Source organism: Glutamicibacter sp. BW78 (assembly GCF_002332245.1).
Lineage (GTDB): Bacteria > Actinomycetota > Actinomycetes > Actinomycetales > Micrococcaceae > Arthrobacter_H > Arthrobacter_H rhombi_A.
In genome coordinates this window covers 1-18,396 of the sequence record NZ_NRGU01000011.1, presented here as the reverse complement: position 1 = coordinate 18,396, position 18,396 = coordinate 1, and the positions used below count along the sequence as shown (strand labels likewise).

The 18,396-nt window shown below is 63.4% G+C and carries 18 protein-coding genes; 3 read left to right on the top strand and 15 right to left on the bottom strand.

The genetic code is table 11. The features are described from left to right. Position 1: 1 nt before the first annotated feature. The gene (locus tag CIK75_RS01965) at positions 2-2,338 is read left to right on the top strand and encodes a DEAD/DEAH box helicase (RefSeq protein ID WP_158225860.1); all 2,337 of its coding nucleotides are present in this window, start codon (positions 2-4) and stop codon (positions 2,336-2,338) included. A gap of 36 nt (positions 2,339-2,374) precedes the next feature. Here the strand turns inward: CIK75_RS01965 and CIK75_RS01960 are convergent, their stop codons facing one another. Next, positions 2,375-2,686, bottom strand: coding sequence for a hypothetical protein (locus tag CIK75_RS01960; protein ID WP_096223055.1), 312 nt, complete (start codon positions 2,684-2,686; stop codon positions 2,375-2,377). Positions 2,687-2,794: 108 nt separating this feature from the next. On the opposite strand from CIK75_RS01960, the gene CIK75_RS01955 reads away from it, so the two are divergent. Next, entirely contained in the window at positions 2,795-3,532 is a 738-nt protein-coding gene (locus CIK75_RS01955; protein ID WP_096223054.1) for an SDR family oxidoreductase, read from the top strand. Positions 3,533-3,536: 4 nt separating this feature from the next. On the opposite strand, the gene CIK75_RS01950 is transcribed toward CIK75_RS01955, so the two are convergent. After that, positions 3,537-4,820, bottom strand: a complete 1,284-nt coding sequence (locus CIK75_RS01950; RefSeq protein WP_158225859.1) for an MFS transporter — start codon at positions 4,818-4,820, stop codon at positions 3,537-3,539. A 262-nt stretch (positions 4,821-5,082) separates the two neighbouring features. On the opposite strand from CIK75_RS01950, the gene CIK75_RS01945 reads away from it, so the two are divergent. Next, positions 5,083-6,312 (top strand): PrsW family intramembrane metalloprotease, encoded by a 1,230-nt coding sequence (locus CIK75_RS01945; RefSeq protein WP_158225858.1) that lies wholly within the window; start codon positions 5,083-5,085, stop codon positions 6,310-6,312. A gap of 95 nt (positions 6,313-6,407) precedes the next feature. Here CIK75_RS01945 and nusB read toward each other — a convergent pair whose 3' ends face one another. The 13 genes from nusB to rpsD all read right to left on the bottom strand — a co-directional run bounded on the left by nusB (position 6,408) and on the right by rpsD (position 18,086). Further along, positions 6,408-6,818, bottom strand: coding sequence for a transcription antitermination factor NusB (nusB, locus tag CIK75_RS01940; RefSeq protein ID WP_096223051.1), 411 nt, complete (start codon positions 6,816-6,818; stop codon positions 6,408-6,410). Next, entirely contained in the window at positions 6,818-7,378 is a 561-nt protein-coding gene (gene efp / locus CIK75_RS01935) for an elongation factor P (RefSeq protein ID WP_087000690.1), read from the bottom strand. Before efp ends, nusB begins: the two co-directional genes overlap by 1 nt. 98 nt (positions 7,379-7,476) lie before the next feature. Continuing rightward, positions 7,477-7,980 (bottom strand): tetratricopeptide repeat protein, encoded by a 504-nt coding sequence (locus CIK75_RS01930; RefSeq protein WP_096223050.1) that lies wholly within the window; start codon positions 7,978-7,980, stop codon positions 7,477-7,479. Continuing rightward, on the bottom strand, positions 7,977-9,068 hold the full coding sequence (gene aroB / locus CIK75_RS01925; RefSeq protein ID WP_096223049.1) for a 3-dehydroquinate synthase: 1,092 nt from the start codon (positions 9,066-9,068) through the stop codon (positions 7,977-7,979). Before aroB ends, CIK75_RS01930 begins: the two co-directional genes overlap by 4 nt. After that, a complete protein-coding gene (locus CIK75_RS01920) occupies positions 9,065-9,598 on the bottom strand; it encodes a shikimate kinase (protein WP_096223048.1) in 534 nt (177 codons plus the stop codon). The genes aroB and CIK75_RS01920 overlap by 4 nt, the downstream gene beginning before the upstream one ends. After that, a complete protein-coding gene (aroC, locus tag CIK75_RS01915; RefSeq protein ID WP_096223047.1) occupies positions 9,598-10,797 on the bottom strand; it encodes a chorismate synthase in 1,200 nt (399 codons plus the stop codon). The genes CIK75_RS01920 and aroC overlap by 1 nt, the downstream gene beginning before the upstream one ends. Before the next feature lie 26 nt (positions 10,798-10,823). Beyond that, complete coding sequence (locus tag CIK75_RS01910; RefSeq protein WP_158225857.1) at positions 10,824-11,690, bottom strand: shikimate dehydrogenase; 867 nt, start codon at positions 11,688-11,690, stop codon at positions 10,824-10,826. Then, positions 11,687-13,297 (bottom strand): endolytic transglycosylase MltG, encoded by a 1,611-nt coding sequence (gene mltG, locus CIK75_RS01905; RefSeq protein WP_158225856.1) that lies wholly within the window; start codon positions 13,295-13,297, stop codon positions 11,687-11,689. Before mltG ends, CIK75_RS01910 begins: the two co-directional genes overlap by 4 nt. A gap of 16 nt (positions 13,298-13,313) precedes the next feature. Beyond that, positions 13,314-13,838 carry a Holliday junction resolvase RuvX gene (ruvX, locus tag CIK75_RS01900; RefSeq protein ID WP_096223044.1) on the bottom strand — a complete coding sequence of 175 codons (525 nt, stop codon included), beginning with the start codon at positions 13,836-13,838 and terminating at the stop codon, positions 13,314-13,316. Further along, a complete protein-coding gene (gene alaS / locus CIK75_RS01895) occupies positions 13,835-16,528 on the bottom strand; it encodes an alanine--tRNA ligase (protein WP_096223043.1) in 2,694 nt (897 codons plus the stop codon). Before alaS ends, ruvX begins: the two co-directional genes overlap by 4 nt. A 54-nt stretch (positions 16,529-16,582) precedes the next feature. Beyond that, a complete protein-coding gene (locus tag CIK75_RS01890) occupies positions 16,583-16,828 on the bottom strand; it encodes a hypothetical protein (protein WP_342744405.1) in 246 nt (81 codons plus the stop codon). Positions 16,829-16,837: 9 nt separating this feature from the next. Then, a complete protein-coding gene (locus tag CIK75_RS01885; RefSeq protein WP_096223042.1) occupies positions 16,838-17,209 on the bottom strand; it encodes a DUF948 domain-containing protein in 372 nt (123 codons plus the stop codon). A 250-nt stretch (positions 17,210-17,459) separates the two neighbouring features. Further along, on the bottom strand, positions 17,460-18,086 hold the full coding sequence (rpsD, locus tag CIK75_RS01880; protein WP_087000669.1) for a 30S ribosomal protein S4: 627 nt from the start codon (positions 18,084-18,086) through the stop codon (positions 17,460-17,462). Positions 18,087-18,396 lie beyond the last annotated feature (310 nt).

The following is an 18,396-nucleotide window of genomic DNA, read 5'->3' as shown; positions in this document are numbered from 1 at the left end:
CGTGGAAGAACTGGGCGATGGCTCCCTTGCCTTGACGCCAGATCTCGGGACTGGCCATGGCGCCGATGAGCTGAGGCAACGACGTCACCAGCTGGCCCTGGACCGCGATGAGAATGTCCTCAGGATGGGCAACGAGCTCATTCTGCTGGAAAAGGAACAGATGGACGGGGTTCGGGAGATCTATCGACGTCCTCACATTCCGGCCGACCGTGTCGGTGATTTCTATGAGGCACCCGGTAGCTTCATCGATGCTGAAAAAGTGGATATGGAAGGTGCCTTCAGCGTTCGGGTCAAAGGCATCGGAGTATTGGCACCGGTGTCCTTCAATCAGGCCGCGGAATCCGGTATTCAATGGATCGACGAAGCCCACGAGGTTCTGGAACCGGAAATACTCGCTGAATTGGCCGAAACCGAAGACGAACTCACCAACGTTGAGGAATCCGTGGAACGCGCTCGCTCCGCTCATGCGGCGATAGCCACCTATGGTGAACATCTGGTCGACATCAGTGACGGTCCCCGGGTCGACGCATCGCTGGACCGGGCACGACAAAAATTCCTGGACCCGGTGTCTCCCCTGCCCGGAAAAGCCGACGACGCCGTCCAGGTGGGCTTCATCATCAATGAAGCCGACTCCCTCAGTACCCGGCTGAGAACTGCCGCGTTGGAAGCGGAGCTGCCATCGGCTATCGATTTTTCCGGACTCCGCAGGGAACCGTATCCGCATCAACGCGAAGGCATCGAATGGATGGTGCGTCTCATGGCCACGGCCCTGACACGCGAACGTGATGAACCCTGCCGTGTCCAAGGGGCGATCCTGGCTGACGACATGGGCTTGGGCAAGACGTTCATGACCCTGGTGGCCCTGCGGGAAATGATAAAACTGCAGGACTCCGGGGGCAGCCAGCCCCGCCCCGTACTGGCGGTTTTGCCGCTTTCGTTGATAGATAACTGGAAGGATGAAATAGCTGAGACGTTCATTCGCTCTCCCTTCCGGGACGTGGTGGTCCTTCAAGCCAGTGAGGACCTGAACCGGTTCAAATATCGCGGGGCCCAGCGCGAGAGCGCAGCGAGTGCGTCCCTACTCGACGCCGAGGGGATGCTTGCGGAAGACGACCTGACGCTTTCCCTTGCCGTCGGCCCGCAAGCCGGCGAGGACCGCCTCGACCAACCCGGGCGATTGGTCATCACCACGTACGAGACCCTCGCTTCCTATCAGCTCTCCCTAGGCCAGGTCGAGTGGGGTGCGGTCATCTTCGATGAAGCCCAAAAGACCAAGAATCCGGAGACGTTGGCTTCGCGGGCAGCCAAGGGGCTCAAGGCGTGGTTCAAACTCATCTGCACAGGAACCCCCGTGGAAAACCGACTCAAGGATCTCTGGTCGTTGATGGATACGGCGCAGCCAGCCCTGCTGGGTACCTGGCCGGAGTTCAATCAGGAATGGGTTCGTTCGGTGGAAAAATCCAGTGCGGAAGCCCAATTGGCGAAGGGTCGTGCACTAGCCGAGCACGTCCGCCCGTTCATGCTCAGGCGCATCAAGGAAGACCACCTGAAAAACCTGCCTCCGAAGACGATCCATAGTGGCCTGCCGGGTGTCGGCGTCGACTATTTGCCGGAACTCCATCGGCTGATGCCTGAGGAACAGGCCCATAAATACCTTCAAGCCCTCAGCAGCCACTCCGCCCGGTCCGGAAAAAAGGGAGCAGCCCTGAAAACACTTCAGGGGCTGAAGACCGTCAGTCTGCATCCCGTCGACCGTCACGGGAGTCCGGGCCCGCTGGCCGTGGCTCCCAACGCTGCAGGCCGCGTCGAAGCCACCTTCGACGTCCTTGACCGGGTCCGCGAAAGCGGCGAAAAAGCCATCGTGTTCCTCATCGACAAAATGCTCCAACGGCTGATGGCCCGCTGGCTCCAAGACCGATACGGCGTGCGCGTGCACATCATCAACGGCGACACCCAGGCTCTATCCGGTGGCCGTTCGCCTTCACGGAAACAACTCATCGAGGACTTTCAACGACGGCAAGGCTTCGGTGTCATCATCATGTCACCGGTTGCGGCCGGCACGGGCCTGACCGTGACCGCGGCAAACCATGCCATCCACCTGGAGAGGCATTGGAACCCGGCCAAGGAAGCCCAGGCGACGGACCGGATCTACCGGATCGGGCAGCAACGACCGGTGCACGTCTATCTTCCCTTGGCCATCCATCCCGACGAGTCGATTCGCTCCTTCGATCTGAACCTCAACCAGTTGTTGCAACGGAAAACGGATCTGAAGGACGCCGTAGTGGTTCCGGAAGCCGTGTCCGAAAAGGAGATGCTTTCCGCGTTGGGGTTGGAGTAGATCCGTACAGAAAATACCGGAACCGACGCTCCTCGGTTATCCATCGCGGGAATCTGCTTGCTTCATCATGGCCTTGGCCGACTCGGCTAGCGCATCGAAGCAGGCCAAGAGCTCGCCGGCCTCACGTCCGAGAACGATGGAGTACGCGGTGATCAGTGTCGTCGTCGCGAAGAGCTCACGGCTACCCGGCATCCCGGGGCCCGCGTAGCGCAGCCATGCGGGAGTGCTGTCGAGAACGGTGGAGCAAGCCAACATTTGATAGTAGTCGGCGTTGGCATATCTGCCGCCGGTGGTTGCCGCTTCCATCCGCGGCAGATGCCGATGCTTCAGCATGCGGGGAAGAGCCATCAGGTCGGCATAGGTAAAACCCGCGTCCTTATCTCAGCTCTGGCGCTTAAGGATATTTCAGACAAGGATCGATGGAGACAGTGGAGACAGCAAGGGAGTTGACTGGTCATGAGACTTGAAAACAAATCGGCGATCATTACCGGGGCGGCGAGCGGTATCGGGCGTGCCACGGCGCGACGGCTGGCCGAAGACGGGGCGAAGCTGATCCTGGTCGACTACGACGAGGAAGCCCTCCACGAAACGCTGGATCTGGTCACGGGCCACGGCGCGGAAGCCCATGCGGTCGGCGCAGACGTCTCGGACTCCAGTGCCGTGCACGGCTACGTCCAGGCCGCGATCGAGAATTTTGGGCGGGTCGACCTGTTCCACAATAATGCCGGCATCCTGCAGGTCCCCGGTCTGCTCCACGAGTCCAGCATCGAGGACTTCGACCAGATCGTTGCGGTGAACCTGCGCGGGGCCTTCATGGGGATGAAGTACGTCTTGGAGCAGATGATGCTCCAGGGTTCGGGGGCGATCGTGAACACGGCTTCGCATGCGGCCATTCGCGCCGAACCGACGATGGGGATGTATGCCGCGACCAAACACGCCCTGGCGGGGCTGACGGTGACGGCGGCCAGCGAATACGGCCCGCATGGACTGCGCATCAACGCCGTGTGCCCGGGGGGTGTGAAGACGGCCATGACCGCGGGCATGCCCGAATCAGCGGATCTCTCGGGCTTCGGGCCCATGCAACGCATGGCCGAGCCGGAGGAAATTGCTGCCACGGTGGCTTTCCTGCTCTCGGAGGAGGCTTCCTATATCAATGGGGTCCTCCTGCCGGTTGATGGTGGCCTGGCCGTGTAGGCCTCTAGAGCCGTTCGGAAGCGCTCGGCTGGCTTCGATCTTGTTCATGCAGCAGATTGGACCCGGCGGTTTCGGGCATGCCGCGCACGCAGAGAAAAGCGATGAAGGCAATGACCATCATGTAGATTCCCGGGGACACCAGACTCCCGGTCCTGTCGATGAGCCAGGTCGCCAGGAGCGGGGCCGTGCCACCGAAGACCGTGTAGGCCAGATTCCAGCTGATCGTTGCCCCGCTGAGCCGGTTACGCGTCGGAAAGAGCTCGATCACGGTCACACCGAAAACTCCCCAGTACACGCCGAAGACCATCCCGATGACGAGCTGTCCAGCCAAAGCCGACGCGAAGGTCCCCAGACTGGCGAGCCAGAGAGCCGGCAAATACAACACGATGACCGCCCAAATGGCAGTGAACAGCACTGGCTTGCGGCCCCAACGATCCGAAAGCGCTCCCCCAACCCAAAAGGCCATGAAGGAAATGCTCAGAGCGATGCCGTTGCTCAGCAGGGCATCGCTGCTGGACAAATTCGCGCCGGTGGTGAGGAACGTGACGAAGTATCCACTGAGCGTATAGAACGCGAGACTGGCCAGAGCTGCCAACGCGATGGTCCTCACCACTGCCGGACGGGTCGACGGGGTGCGCCCTGGGGGTTGGTCGTCCGCCGTCCGGGCGGCTCGTGCCGCTTCATAGACGGGGGACTCATCGACCTTCATGCGGATGTAGAGCCCGATCAATGCCATGGGGCCACCGATCAGGAAGGCGATGCGCCAGCCCCACGCGTTATAGGTCGCCTCCCCGAGCGTGTTGGTCAGGAACAGGACGAAGAGGGCAGCGGCCACAGAAGGAACAGTCGAGAAACTATAGGTGAAAGCCACATAGAGTCCACGTTGGCCCGTGGGTGCATGCTCTGCCACGAAAGCGTTGGATCCCACGGTTTCCCCGGCAGCGGCAAAGCCCTGGACCATTCGGCACAAGATGAGTAGAAGGGGCGCCAGCACGCCGACTTGCCCGTAGGTGGGCAGCAGACCGATTCCCATGGTCGCGGCACCCATCGTGACGATGACGATGACAAGCAATTGCCGCCGTCCCATCCGGTCACCCAGCAGCCCGAAGACGATGCCGCCCAGCGGGCGCATGAGGAAACCCACGGCATAGACGCCGAAGACGGCAAGCACCCCCGCCACGGGGTCCTCCGAGGGAAAGAATAATTTCGCGATGATCACCGCCGAGTAGGCATAGATCACGAAGTCGTACCACTCGACGAACTGGCCCAGCGCGGCGGAGGTAATCACCCGCCGAAGTGTGGAGGACGAGGGCTGCACTGCGGGAGGGTTATTCTCGCGATGCGTCGGGGAAACCATGGTCGCTCCAAAAAGGGTGGGTGTCTCGCATCCGGGGATGCACGCAGGAACGTGAAGGGATTTCCTGCGGTGGTCTGAGCCGCAAGCAGTCTACGGACCGGGCCGCTCCGGCACGATGTCCAAGACGCCGTATGTCCCTGCCCGCTGCCTGGGCGTCAAGGAATCTATCCGACGAATGGATATGCTGGAAACCATGAACGCATACCCTCCCCGGGAACCCCAGCTCCACGGAGTGGATCCGTCGGCACCCTCGACTCCTGCCTGGCCCCATCACGAGCCGGCCGAAAACCTGTTCCATCCGACCCGGCTGTCCCCCGTGAAACCGCCGCGGCGCCATAGCCCGGGGCTGGTGGTCGTTCTGGCGCTCAGCGGGCTGATCCTGCTCGGGGTCGCTCTGTGGCTGGGACTGGTCCTGGGGGCCGGAACACTCTTTGTCGTGGGCTTGCTGGCCTTGTTTCCGCTCGGTATTTGTTTGGCGGGACTGGCCTGGGTGGACCGGTGGGATCCCGAACCCAAACTGATCCTGATCAGCGCGTTCGCCTGGGGTGCCGGGGTCTCCGTCGCCGGGTCACTGATCTTCGGGGCAGCGTTCCAGCGGGCCTTCGCGTCCCTGGCCGCGGTCACCGGACCCGATCTCTTCGGCGCCGTGGTGCAGGCCCCGGTCATCGAGGAGACCATGAAGGGTCTGGGGGTGCTGCTGATCTTCTTCGTCGCCCGGAGGAACTTCGACGGGCCGGTCGACGGGATCGTTTACGGGGGCACGATTGCCGCAGGCTTCGCGTTCACCGAAAATATTCTCTACTTCTCCGACGCCTTTGCCGGGGCCGGATCCGGGGCGGTGCAGGTGTTCGTGTTGCGCGGCCTGTTCTCCCCCTTCGCCCACGTGATGTTCACCGCGTGGACCGGATTCGCCCTGGGCCTGGCCGTGCAACGCGGGGCCCGTCGCTACTGGCCCCTATACTTCCTGGCCGGTCTGATCCCGGCGATGCTCGGACATTTCCTGTGGAACGGCGGGGTGGGGCTGATCTTCCACAACTTCTGGACGTTCTACGTGCTGCTGCAGGTCCCCCTGTTCATCTGTGCCATCGTGGCGGTGATCATGCTGCGCCGGGCCGAACGCCGGCTGGTGGCCCAACGGTTGAACGATTATGCCCAGGCCGGCTGGTTCAGCCCGGAGGAGGTCGAAATGTTCGCCACCCGCAGGGGACGCCGCCAAGCCAATGGCTGGGCTTCGGCCACCGGACGTCGGAAGGCCATGCGCGGTTTCACCCGGACGGCGATGCGTCTGGCAGCCACCCGGAACCGGATCATTGCCGGCTCCCACCGGCAGAAGGCCCAACGCGACGAGGCCAGACTGCTGGCACTCATCCTCGACTACCGGCTGGCGCTGACCGGCAGCCCGCAGGCCCCGGGCCTCGCCTGAGGCGGCACAGACAGCAACGGCGGGTGCCATCCCCTTCCCAGGGGTGGCACCCGCCGTCGTGCACTGTCTTTTTTCCGGGAAGAGCCCGGCGCCGGCTAGGCCAGCAGCGTTGGCTTGAGTTGCTGGATGCGTCCGAGCAGGCCGTTGATGAATTCCGGGGAGTCATCGGTGGAGAAGACCTTCGCCGTGGCGACCGCTTCAGCCACCGCCACCGCGTCGGGAACGTCGTCGTTATAGAGCAGCTCCCAGGTCCCCAGCCGCAGCAGAGTGCGATCCACCGCCGGCATCCGTTCCAGTGTCCAGCCCTTGGCATAGGTGCTCAGGATCTCGTCGATCCTCTCCCCCTGGGCCATGACCCCTTCAATCAGCGTCAACGTGTAGGCGTTGACCGTGATGTCGGTGGTCTCCCGACGCAGACGCATGGCCTCCAACGGGGAGACGGAACGCTGCTCGGCTTCGAAGAGGACGTCCAGCGCCCTCCGCCGGGCTTTGGTGCGGGCACTCACTAGTTGACACGTCCCAGGTACTCGCCGGTGCGGGTGTCGACCTTGACCTTGGTGCCCTGCTCGAGGAAGAGCGGGACGTGGATCTCGTAGCCGGTTTCCACCGTGGCCGGCTTATTGCCGGCCGAGGAGCGGTCGCCCTGCAGGCCCGGCTCGGTGTAGGTGATCTCCAGGGTGACCGAAGGGGGCAGTTCCACGTACAGCACGGAGCCCTCATGCATGGCGATGGTGACCATCTGGGATTCGAGCATGAAGTTCGCGGCGTCCCCGACGACCTTGCCTTCGACGGTGAGCTGGTCGTAGTCGGAGGTGTCCATGAAGACGTAATCCGCGCCGTCCTGGTACAGGTACTGGTAATCGCGGCGATCCACATTCGCGGTTTCGATCTTCAGGCCGGCGTTGAAGGTCTTGTCAACGGTCTTTCCGGAGAGCACATTGCGCATCTTGGTGCGGACGAACGCTCCACCCTTTCCGGGCTTGACGTGCTGGAATTCGGTGATCGTCCATAGCTGGCCGTCGATCTTCAGCACGGTGCCGTTCTTGATGTCGTTAGTGGTAGCCACAAATACTCTCTCTGTTGATTCCCGCTCCGCGGTCAGTGCCCGCTCAGGTGGGGGCAGGACTGCGGTTCGGGTCGCCTTATCAAAAAACCATAGCCATTCTAACGTACAGGCGAGGCCTTGGCCTGCGCGGCCTCAAGGGACCTGCGGGAGATCTCGATCCTGAACTGCTCATCTCCCGCCTCCAGGCGCAGGTCCAACGCCCGCTTGAAGCGGGTCACCGCTGCATGGAAATCGCCCACCGTGTAATACAAGACCCCGAGTTGCTGCTGCAATACCGACTCATGGGGCAGGTCCTTATATTCCTCGAGGAGGTTGCGCAGCCGGTCGATGGCCCGATGCGGGTCACCGTTGGCGCGGACCACGTCGGCGTCCACGACGCGCATCGGAAAGTTTTGCGGTTCCACGAGCCGGGTTTCGGTGACCAGCTCCGCCGCGTCGGCCACATCGCCGCGGGCCACCAGGATCATGACCTTCTCGACCGGGTTGGCCGTCGAATAGGCCTGCCGGGCGGCCTCCGCGTCGACGACCTCGGCGAGCAAGGTGTCGGGGTCGATGGAGAGCCCGGGGATCCCGGTGCGGATCCAATTCGCTGTGGCACTCATTCGGCAATTTCCTGGTAGGCGGCAAAGAGCAGTGAGGTATCGGGGACTTCGAGCATTCCCGGTTTGGCCAGCCCGTCCAGGACCACGAAACGCAGCAGGTCGCCGCGGGCCTTCTTATCCCGGCGCATCCCATCGAGCAGGGACTGCCAACGGTCCCGACGGTAGGACACCGGCAGCCCCAGTGACTCGAGGATGTTCCGGTGACGGTCCGCCAGCTCATCGCTGATCCGGCCCATGGAACGGGCCAGTTCGGCGGCGAAGACCAAACCGATCGATACCGCAGCCCCGTGGCGCATCTGGTACCGCTCGGCCAATTCGATGGAGTGGGCCAGGGTGTGGCCGTAGTTCAAGAACTCTCGCTGGCCTGCTTCGCGCAGGTCGCTCGAAACGATCTTGGCCTTCACGGCGATGGTCCGCTCGATGATCTCGCGCAGTTCGGGTGTTCCCGCCGTGGAGGCCACCTTCGGGTCGGCTTCGATGATCTCCAGGATGCGCGGGTCGGCGATGAAACCGCATTTAACGGCTTCGGCCAGCCCGGTGACCAGCTCATTGGGCGGCAGGGTGGCCAGGGCGTCAAGGTCAACCAGGACCCCTGCCGGCGGGTGGAAGGAACCCACCAGGTTCTTGCCTTCGGCCGTGTTGATCCCGGTCTTGCCGCCCACTGCCGCGTCGACCATGCCCAGCAGCGAGGTGGGAACGTGGATGACCTTGAGCCCGCGCAGCCAGGTGGCCGCGACGAACCCCGCAAGATCACTCACGGCCCCGCCGCCGACGGAGACGATGGCGTCCGAACGGGTGTAGTCGTTCTGGCCCAGGACCTTCCAACAGAAGGAGGCGACCTCGATGTGCTTGCCCTCTTCGGCGTCGGGGATCTCCGCGGTCATCGCCGTCAGCCCTGCTGCCTCCAGATCGGATTTGACGGTATCCCCGGTGGTGCGCAGGGCACGGGGGTGAATGATCAGGACCTTGCGGACCCGCTCGCCGAGCAGGCCAGGTAGTTCCCCGAGCAGTTGCTCTCCCACGACGACGTCGTAGTTGTCTTCAGGGGCCGTCCCCGTCACGCTAATGCGGGTCGAAGCGCTGCTCATGTGGTGATGCCTCCAGATGTTGATGCACGACGCCGGTAGGCGCCCTCGATGATTTCCGTCAACTCCGCGACGGATTGCGTCCGCGCGTCGACGGTCAGGCTCGCGCAAGCGCGGTATAAGTGTTCGCGTTCGGCCAGAATATCTGTCCAGCGCTGCGCCGGATGACCTTCCAGCAGGGGACGGCCCGTATCCGCCTCGATCCGGGGACGAACCGTCTCCAGATCAGTTTCCAGGTAGACCGTGAAATGCCCGGCCAGCAGGTCCCGATTCCCCGGGGCCAAGACCACCCCTCCACCGGTGGCGACCACCGAGGGTTGATCCCGTGAAGCTGTCCGGAACAAGGCGGCGGTTTCGAGTTGCCGGAACTCAGCCTCTCCACCGGCAGCGAAGATCCCGGCGATACTGCCGTGCTCGGCGGTGATTTCCTCGTCGGTGTCGATGAAATCGAACCCCAGCCGGCGTGCCAGGGCCCGGCCCACCACCGATTTGCCGCTGGCCATGGGGCCGATCAGGAAAATGTCCTGCGCCATTAGTGGCGGACCGTTCCCAACGCCTCGGGAATGGAATCCAGGTAGGAGTCCAGGTTTCTGCGGGTCTCGCCCAACGAGTCGCCGCCGAACTTCTCCACGACCGACTGCGCCAGGACCAGGGCGACCATGGCTTCCGCCACGACCCCGGCGGCCGGTACGGCACAGACGTCGGAGCGCTGGTGGTGGGCGGTGGTCGCTTCGCCGGTGGCCGTGTCAATCGTACGCAGGGCCCGTGGCACGGTCGCGATCGGTTTCATCGCTGCCCTGACCCTGAGCGGGTCACCAATACTCATCCCGCCCTCGATGCCTCCGGCACGGTTGGAGGAGCGTTGGATGATCCCGTCTTCGCCACGGACAATTTCGTCATGGGCTGCCGAACCGCGGCGGGCGGCGGTGAGGAAGCCGTCTCCCACCTCGACCCCCTTAATGGCCTGGATGCCCATCAGGGCTGCGGCTAGACGCCCATCGAGGCGGCGGTCCCAGTGGACGTAGGAGCCCAAACCGGGGGGCAAGTTATAGGCAATGACCTCAACGATCCCGCCGAGGGTTTCGCCGTCCTTATGGGCAGCGTCGACTTCGGCGACCATGGCGTCCGAGGTATCGCGGTCGAAACAGCGCAACGGGTCGGCGTCGAGGGCGACGACGTCCTCCGGGATGGGCAGGGCGGCGTTCTCGGGGACCGAAACGCTGCCCACGGCCACGGTGTGGCTGATCAGTTCGATGCCCAGGCCGGCCAGGAAGCGTGAGGCTGCGGTGCCCAGGGCGACCCGGGCTGCGGTTTCCCGGGCGCTGGCTCGCTCCAGGACGGGACGGGCGTCGTCGAAATCGTATTTCTGCATGCCGGTGAAGTCTGCGTGGCCGGGTCGGGGCCGGGTCAACGGCGCGTTACGTGCCATGGACGACAATTCGGCGTCGTCCACCGGGTCGGCGTTCATGACCTTTTCCCATTTGGGCCATTCGGTGTTCGCGACCTCGATCGCCACCGGACCGCCCTGGGTGAGTCCGTGGCGGACGCCGCCGACGAAAGTGACCTGATCCTTCTCGAATTTCATCCGGGCACCACGTCCGTAACCGAGCCGGCGACGGGCCAGGGCGTCCTGGACATCGGATGTGGTCAGGGGCACGCCAGCCGGCAGGCCCTCCAATATTCCTACGAGTGCGGGTCCGTGTGATTCGCCCGCCGTCAACCATCGCAACATGATCTCCATCCTGCCATGACCAAGGCTCAGGTTCGGGGGTGAGGCAGCCCTACTGCGTCACACATCACATTTGTGACTTGGCCCCAGTCGGCTTCGGTGACCCCGCTGAACATCTTCACTTGCTCGACGGCCTGGTGCAAGAGCATGGACAGTCCGCCGATGACCATCCCACCGGCGGCTTCCCAGGCTGTGGCCAGGGCACTGGGCCAGGGGTCGTAGGCGACATCGAGCAGGGCGGTGCCCGGACGCAGTTTCTGGAGTTGTAGATCCGCGATCAGGGCATCAGCAGCGCGTGGGGGCAAGGTGGAGACCACCGCATCATAGCGGTTCAGGTCCTGGCCTGCGGCGGCCACATCGATGGCCGTGGCCGTGCACCCCAGCTCCGTTGCCAGTTCGATGACTCCGGTGGCCCTGCCGGCGTCGCGGACGACGTAGTCAACCGTGGTGGCACCCATCGCTTGGAAGGCCTCAGTGGCCGCCGTAGCGGTACTTCCTGCGCCAAGGACTGCCACCGTGTTCACGTGTTGGGCGCCAGCTTCGGCCAGGGCGCGGATGATCCCGTCAACGTCGGTGTTCTCTCCGCGCAGGTGGACCCGACCCGAAGCCTGACTGACCACGATGGTGTTCAGTACCCCCAGTCGCTGGACGCGTTCGGAGACACTATCCATTAACGGCACCATGACGTTCTTCAGTGGCATGGTCACCGAGGCGCCCCGCCAGCCCGCTTCCTCGCGCATCCTTTCTGCCAGTTCCGGCGCCTGGCCGGCGCCAGCTTCGAGGCATTGGTAGTCGATCGGGACATCGAGGGCCGCATAGGCGGCCCGGTGCAATGCCGGAGACTTCGAATGCGCGATGGGTTGGCCGAAGACGGCGGCTTTTCCCGGCGCGATCACTTGCAGGTGTCCTCGTTGTCGGCGCACCAGTCCCTAAATTCCTGCTGGTAGACCTTGTGCTGCTCATAGGTCTTGGCGAACTTCGTCTCACCGGTTTCGGTGTTCACGGTCACCCAGTAGTAGTAGTCGTTCTTATCCGGGTGGATGGCAGCTTCGATGGCTTGATCGGCCGGCGAGCCGATGGGAGTCGGGGGAAGACCCCGATGTTGGTACGAGTTGTACTTATTACCCTTATCCGCTTTCTCTTCCTTGCTCAGCTGCAAGGTATAGCGGTTCAACCCGTAGATCACGCTGGAGTCGACCTGGAGCAGTCCGTCGGTCTCCTTGTTATCCGGTTTCAGCCGGTTATCCAGGGCACCGGAAACGATCTTATAGTCCTTCGGGCTGGCCTCGGCCTGCAAGATACTGGCGATCTTGAGGATCCGATATTGTTTGGCCGGATCTGTGACGTCCTGGCTGGTGAGTTCCTTCAGGGTCGCATCGACCATTTCCTGCAGGATGTCCTGGGCGCTGGCATCGAGCGGGAAACGGTATTCGCCGGGATGCAAATAGCCTTCGAGATTCTTGACCGGTTTCTTGAGTCCGAACTTCTCAGGCTGGTCGTTGAGTTCCTCGAGGTCACCGATCGGAATTTCGGTGGCCTTGGAAATCTCTTCGAAGACCGCCTTGGTTCTGACGTTCTGTTTCACCGCCACATAGCTGACCTTTTCCGCGGCCTCGCCGACCAGCACGGTTGCGGCATCCTTGGCGGCCATCTTGTATTTGAGGTGGTACTCCCCCGGATGGATTTCCTTATTCTCGGCATCCACTTCCTGGACGGCCTCGAGGAAGATCTTCCGATCCGAAACGATGCCCTTCTCGGTCAGGTGCCCGCCGATGACCGAGGGGCCCCAACCGGGTTCGACGGTGAAGGTCACTTCGCCTTCCCCGGGACCCGGGTAGTCCTCGGCGCTCCACATGCCCAGGATGTTCTGCAGCAGCAGCACGGTGACCGCCAAGATGACGGCGAAGATGCCCAAGACGATGCCCATGATGACATTTCGGCGACGCCGGCGACGCTTACGCACTCCGGGAGCGGAATGCCCCCCATTGAGGAGGGATTCCGTGGGACTCTCCTCCTCCGGGACTTCCTCGGGGTCGGCCAGCACGGTGGACGAGCCCATGACCGGATCTTCCGTCGGTGCCCCAGCGTCATTGACCGGCAGTTCGGTGGAGTGGTCCGCGGCTGCCGAACCGGCGGCGTCGTCGTTCTCGGTATCTACGGGAGGGTGGGCCTGGAGGACTTCCGCCTGATGATGATCCCGGACCGGCAGCTCCGGTGAAGCCACCTCGTCGGAGGGTTCAGCCGGGGCCGGATGAGCGGCCGTCGGCTCGGGGTCAACGGCTTCCACGGGGTCAACGGGTTCGGCGGCATGTTGCGCAGGAACCGAGTAGGCGGGGTCGCCTTGCTGGGCTGGGGCATCCCAGGGGGCTGTGCCGCCCGCACGGCGGCGGCCCGAACGTAGACGACGGAACGGCGCGGGCGCATCAGGCACGTCGGTGCCCTGGGCGCGCTCCCGAGGAGTCCCGGGTTCGGCGCCGGGGCCCTCGGATTGCTGGTCGTTCATCGTCTGATGTCCTTCACTAAAGATCTGTGCTGGTGGGACGTTCTCCGGGGACCACAGGGTCCCCCACATCGCGCCCTAGTGATTTTTGCATATCCAGCGCTTGTTGCAGAATATCCGCTGCGGCGACCTGATCCACCACTTCACGGTGTTTTCTTCCATCCAACCCGGATTCGTGGAGGGCACGATGGGCGGAAACCGTGGTCAGGCGCTCATCGATCAGGCGCACGGAAACCCCTGGAGCAGGGTCCTGGAGTCCCTCGGCCACGAGGGCCGCATATTCACGTGCCATCTGCGTCGACCCGGTTTCATGCCCGCGCAGGGAACGGGGTAAGCCCACGAAGACCTGTACTGCCTCGTGCTCCGCCACCAGTTTGAGTAGAACGCGCACGTCACTGTGCTTTTTCAGATCTCGTTTCAGAGTCTTCAGCGGTGTGGCCAGAACGCCGTCGGGGTCGCAAAGAGCCACCCCGACGCGTGCCATGCCCACGTCGACGCCGAGTTTCACACCGCGTGGAGGGCGCGGATCCGCCGAGCCGATCAGGATCGCTCCGCGATCTGGTGCAGGACAGCGGCCAGCGCATCATCAGTTTTTGTGGAGTCGGAACCTCCGCCTTGGGCGACGTCGTCTTTTCCGCCGCCACCGCCACCGAGGATGCCGGCAGCCGTGCGCACCAGGGCGCCGGCCTTGACACCCAGACCGCGTGCGGCCTCATTGGTGGCCACCAGAACCAACGGTCGCGCATTGGCCACACCGGTCAAGGCCACGGCCGAAGGCTGGGAGCCCAGCCGGTTGCGCAGGTCGAGGGCCAGGGCGCGCAGGTCATCAGCGGAGGCGACAACTCCGACGTTGTGGGCCAAGACCTTCACACCCGATACCTCGCGTGCCTGCGAGACCAAGGAGCCTGCCTGCGCGGCCCGCTGTTCGGCCCGCAATTTCTCGATTTCCTTCTCGGCGGCCTTCAGCCGGGACAACGTGGCATGAATCCGATCAGTCAATTCCACCGAAGGGACCCTGAACAGGTCGGTCAGTTCGTTAACCAGCGCCCGTTCGGCAGCACCGTGACGGAAAGCCTCCATGCCCACGAGCGCCTCGACCCGTCGGTTGCCTGAACCGACCGACTGCTCGCCGAGCAAGGTCAGGCTGCCGATCTGGGCGGTATTCGCCACATGGGTGCCACCGCATAGTTCGCGGGACCAGGCTCCATCGATTTCCACGACACGAACGGTGTTCCCATACTTTTCGCCGAACAGGCTCGTGGCCCCCAGGGTCTTCGCCTCGTCCAGGCCCATCACGTTGGTCTGGACTTCATGGCTGTTGCGGATGGCCAGATTCGTGACTTCTTCAACTTCCGAACGGGCAGCCTGGGAAAGCGCCTCGGTCCAGCTGAAGTCGAAGCGCAAATAGCCGGCCTTATTGAAGGAACCGGACTGCAAGGCTTCGGGGCCGAGGATCTGGTGGAGGGCCGCGTGGACCAGGTGGGTGGCCGAGTGGGCCTGCTCCCCCGAACGCCGGCGCTGCGCGTCGACTTCCGCGGTCACCAGGGCGTCGGAAGGCAATTCGCCCTCGCGGACGATGGCACGGTGCACCGAAAGTCCCTTGACGGGGGCTTGCACATCCAGGACCTCCACCACGAAGCCGTCTCCGGTGATCAGCCCCACGTCGGCGGCCTGGCCACCGGCTTCTGCATAGAACGGGGTCTCATCCAGGACCAGTTCGATCTCTTGGCCCTGTTCGGCATAGCGCACCAGCTCACCGTCACGGACAATCCCGCGTACCGAGGAACCGGTGGTCAGCTCGTCGTAGCCGGTGAAGGTGGTATCCCCGGCGCCGTGGAGCCGGCTAAAGACCGTCAGGTCCGCGTGACCGGCCTTCTTGTCTTTCGCGTCCTTCTGGGCCCGCTGGCGCTGTTCGTTCATCAGTGAACGGAAGGCCCCCTCGTCCACCGCCAAACCGGCTTCAGAGGCCATCTCGAGGGTTAGGTCGATGGGGAAACCGTAGGTGTCGTGCAAGGCGAAGGCTTCCTCCCCTGACAGTGAGGTGCCGGCGGCCTTCGACGCAGTGACGGCTTGTTCCAGCCGTGCCGTACCGCTGGCGATGGTGCGGAGGAAGGCCCGCTCTTCGGCGTAAGCGATCCGTGAGATGCGGGCGAAATCAGTTTCGACCTCCGGGTAGACGCCCTTCATGGCGTCGCGTGAGACCGGAAGCAGTTCGGGCAGGACCGGGTCTTCGACTCCGAGCAGGCGCATGGCGCGCACCGCGCGGCGGATCAGGCGGCGCAGGACGTACCCGCGTCCCTCATTGGAGGGGCTCACGCCATCGCTGATGAGCATCAGCGACGAACGGATGTGGTCTCCTACGACCCGCAGGCGCACATCATCGGTATGCCGCGGGTCTTCCGGGTCTTCAGTGGATGAGTATTCGCGCCCCGCCAGTTCGGCGGCACGGTCCAGAACCGGGCGGACCTGGTCGGTCTCATACATGTTTTCGACGCCCTGCAGGATCATGGCCAGACGTTCAAGACCCAAACCGGTGTCAATGTTCTTTTGCGGTAGCTCCCCGGCGACGTCGAAATCGGTCTTGGAGCGCACTGCCGAGAGCTGGTATTGCATGAAGACCAGGTTCCAGATCTCCACGAAGCGGGTTTCGTCCACCGCGGGCCCGCCGTCGAGCCCGTAGGCGGGACCCCGGTCATAATAAATTTCCGAGCAAGGCCCACCGGGGCCCGGTTGGCCGGTGCTCCAGTAGTTGTCTTCCTTGCCGGTTCCCACGATGCGCTCGTCGGGAACGCCCAACTGGTCGCGCCAGATGGCCCGGGCTTCATCGTCGCGTTCCTCTCCGTCCTCATAGACGGTGACCCAGAGGCGTTCGGGATCCAAACCGAAGCAACCATCCTCGACCGAGCCGGTCAGCAGTTCCCAGGCGTAGGCGATGGCTTCTGCTTTGAAGTAGTCGCCGAAGGAGAAGTTCCCGCACATCTGGAAGAACGTGCCGTGGCGGGCCGTTTTGCCGACTTCTTCGATGTCTCCGGTACGCAGGCACTTCTGGATGCTCACGGCGCGCGGGTAGGGGGCTTCCTCTTGGGCAGTGAGGTAGGGAATGAAGGGAACCATGCCGGCAACGGTGAACAGCAAGGAGGGATCCGTGGAGATCAGCGAGGCGCTGGGCACTGGGGTGTGTCCCTTGGCGGCGAAGAACTCAACCCAACGGTTGGCGATTTCCTGCGATTTCATAAGTGCTGGCGATCCCTTCATGGAACGGTACTGCGACGTGTGGTGAGCTGGGCCTTAGCGGCGGTGCGTAGCTCCGGTGTCCTGTGGGTTGTCCAGCCCCAGAGCGGTGCGTAATTCGGTTTCGCGACCGTGCATGCCGTCGCGGAAAGCCTCGGCGGACGCGGTCATGGCGTCGGCCAGTCGTCCGACGGAACGGTTCAGGTTCTCGCGTCCCAACCCCTGCTTCACGCTGGCGACCTTACGGGCCGCGAGCACGCCGACGCCGACGCCGATCCCCACCCAAAAGAGTTTCTTGATCATGCTGGCCTCCTAGCGGCTGCGGCGGCCGGTGCCGCCCGTTTGGGTATTAATGGCACTACGGACGCCATGGCTGAATGCTGCGATCTTAATCAGTGGGGCGCCGAGCACGGTGGCGGCCAAGGAAGACAGTGCCGTGACGTTTGCCGAGGCGTCGGAGACATTATTGGTGATGCCATCGACCTTCTGCAGTTGGGCGTTGGTGGTGGAGACCGTGGTGGTCACTTCCTCCAACAGCGGGCTGGTCCCTTCCGAGAGCTCGCGCACGGCCAGACGCAGTTCATCAAAGACCCTTCCCAGCTTGATCACGGGAACGGCCAGCAGCGCCACCAGAATGGCAAAGACCCCTGCGGCGATGAGGCCGGCAATATCGGACCCGGTCATATGGAACTGCTCCTCTTACTAGGTACTAATCAACAAACAAAGGACAACATTACCTTTTTACGTCACCGGTGACGCAGTCGGCTCACCCGGTACCGTGTTTTCCGGGGGAAGTAGCCCATGGGAGTTATTGGTCGGCCCCGCGCGGTGACTCCCCCGACCGGCCACACGAAAGCAGGGAGCCCACGACCCGAAGGTCATGGACTCCCTGCTTGACGCGGACTACGTGCCGAGAATCAGCGGTGGCTGGTTCTTAGCGTGCGTAGTACTCGACGACGAGGTTCTCTTCGCAGGTCACGGGGACCTCCGAGCGCTTCGGGCGGCGCACGAGGCGTGCCTGAAGTGCTTCCAGCTTGACGTCCAAGTAGGCCGGTGCGGCCGGCAGGACGTCGCGGTGCGCGCCAGCGGCGGCAATCTGGAACGGGACCATGGTCTCGGACCGCTCGTGGACGGCGACCAGCTGGCCTTCGCCTACGCGGAACGACGGACGGTCAACGCGCTGTCCATCAACCACGATGTGGCGGTGAACAACGAGCTGGCGGGCCTGGGCGATGGTGCGGGCAATGCCCGAACGCAGAACCAGGGCGTCCAGACGCATTTCGAGGAACTCCACCAGGTTTTCGCCGGTGTCGCCAGCTGAGCGCTTGGCATCCTCGAAGTAGCGGGCCATCTGCGATTCGCGGATGCCGTACTGGGCGCGTAGGCGCTGCTTTTCACGCAGACGCACGGCGTAGTCGGAGTCCTGCTTCTTGCGGGCGCGTCCATGCTGGCCGGGGCCATAGGGACGACGCTCCATGTACTTCTCTGCCTTGGGGGTCAAGGCGAGGCCGAGGGAACGCGACAGGCGAACCTTACGGCGGGCACGGGTGTTATTAGCCACTGGTGTCCTTCTTCTTTTCTATCGGCGGCTGTGTGTAACTGGCCTCCATGTCGGAGAGTTAAGGGAAGCCGCTCCCTTGGTACTACAACTCGATCTCCATCCGCGGCACCAAGGTGCCACCCAAAAGGTCATGCGGATGTGATCGGCTTGCCAGCCAAGGAACCATCCTAACACTCCCGACGGCCCTGCCCCGTGCTCAAACCCCTGGACCGTCGGAAACCCCTTATCGTCGTTCCTCTCGATCCCTTTGGTCGGCAGGTCCGAATACGGCGGAGGCCGCACCCGCGGGGGTCACCCTCGCCGAGAGCTC

Bases quoted from the DNA above. Each gene is read 5' to 3' on its own strand.
- CIK75_RS01960 (WP_096223055.1), bottom strand. From the start codon at position 2,686: ATGGCTCTTCCCCGCATGCTGAAGCATCGGCATCTGCCGCGGATGGAA.
- CIK75_RS01955 (WP_096223054.1), top strand. From the start codon at position 2,795: ATGAGACTTGAAAACAAATCGGCGATCATTACCGGGGCGGCGAGCGGT.
- CIK75_RS01945 (WP_158225858.1), top strand. From the start codon at position 5,083: ATGAACGCATACCCTCCCCGGGAACCCCAGCTCCACGGAGTGGATCCG.
- CIK75_RS01930 (WP_096223050.1), bottom strand. From the start codon at position 7,980: ATGAGTGCCACAGCGAATTGGATCCGCACCGGGATCCCCGGGCTCTCC.
- aroB (WP_096223049.1), bottom strand. From the start codon at position 9,068: ATGAGCAGCGCTTCGACCCGCATTAGCGTGACGGGGACGGCCCCTGAA.
- CIK75_RS01920 (WP_096223048.1), bottom strand. From the start codon at position 9,598: ATGGCGCAGGACATTTTCCTGATCGGCCCCATGGCCAGCGGCAAATCG.
- aroC (WP_096223047.1), bottom strand. From the start codon at position 10,797: ATGTTGCGATGGTTGACGGCGGGCGAATCACACGGACCCGCACTCGTA.
- mltG (WP_158225856.1), bottom strand. From the start codon at position 13,297: ATGAACGACCAGCAATCCGAGGGCCCCGGCGCCGAACCCGGGACTCCT.
- alaS (WP_096223043.1), bottom strand. From the start codon at position 16,528: ATGAAATCGCAGGAAATCGCCAACCGTTGGGTTGAGTTCTTCGCCGCC.
- CIK75_RS01890 (WP_342744405.1), bottom strand. From the start codon at position 16,828: ATGATCAAGAAACTCTTTTGGGTGGGGATCGGCGTCGGCGTCGGCGTG.
- CIK75_RS01885 (WP_096223042.1), bottom strand. From the start codon at position 17,209: ATGACCGGGTCCGATATTGCCGGCCTCATCGCCGCAGGGGTCTTTGCC.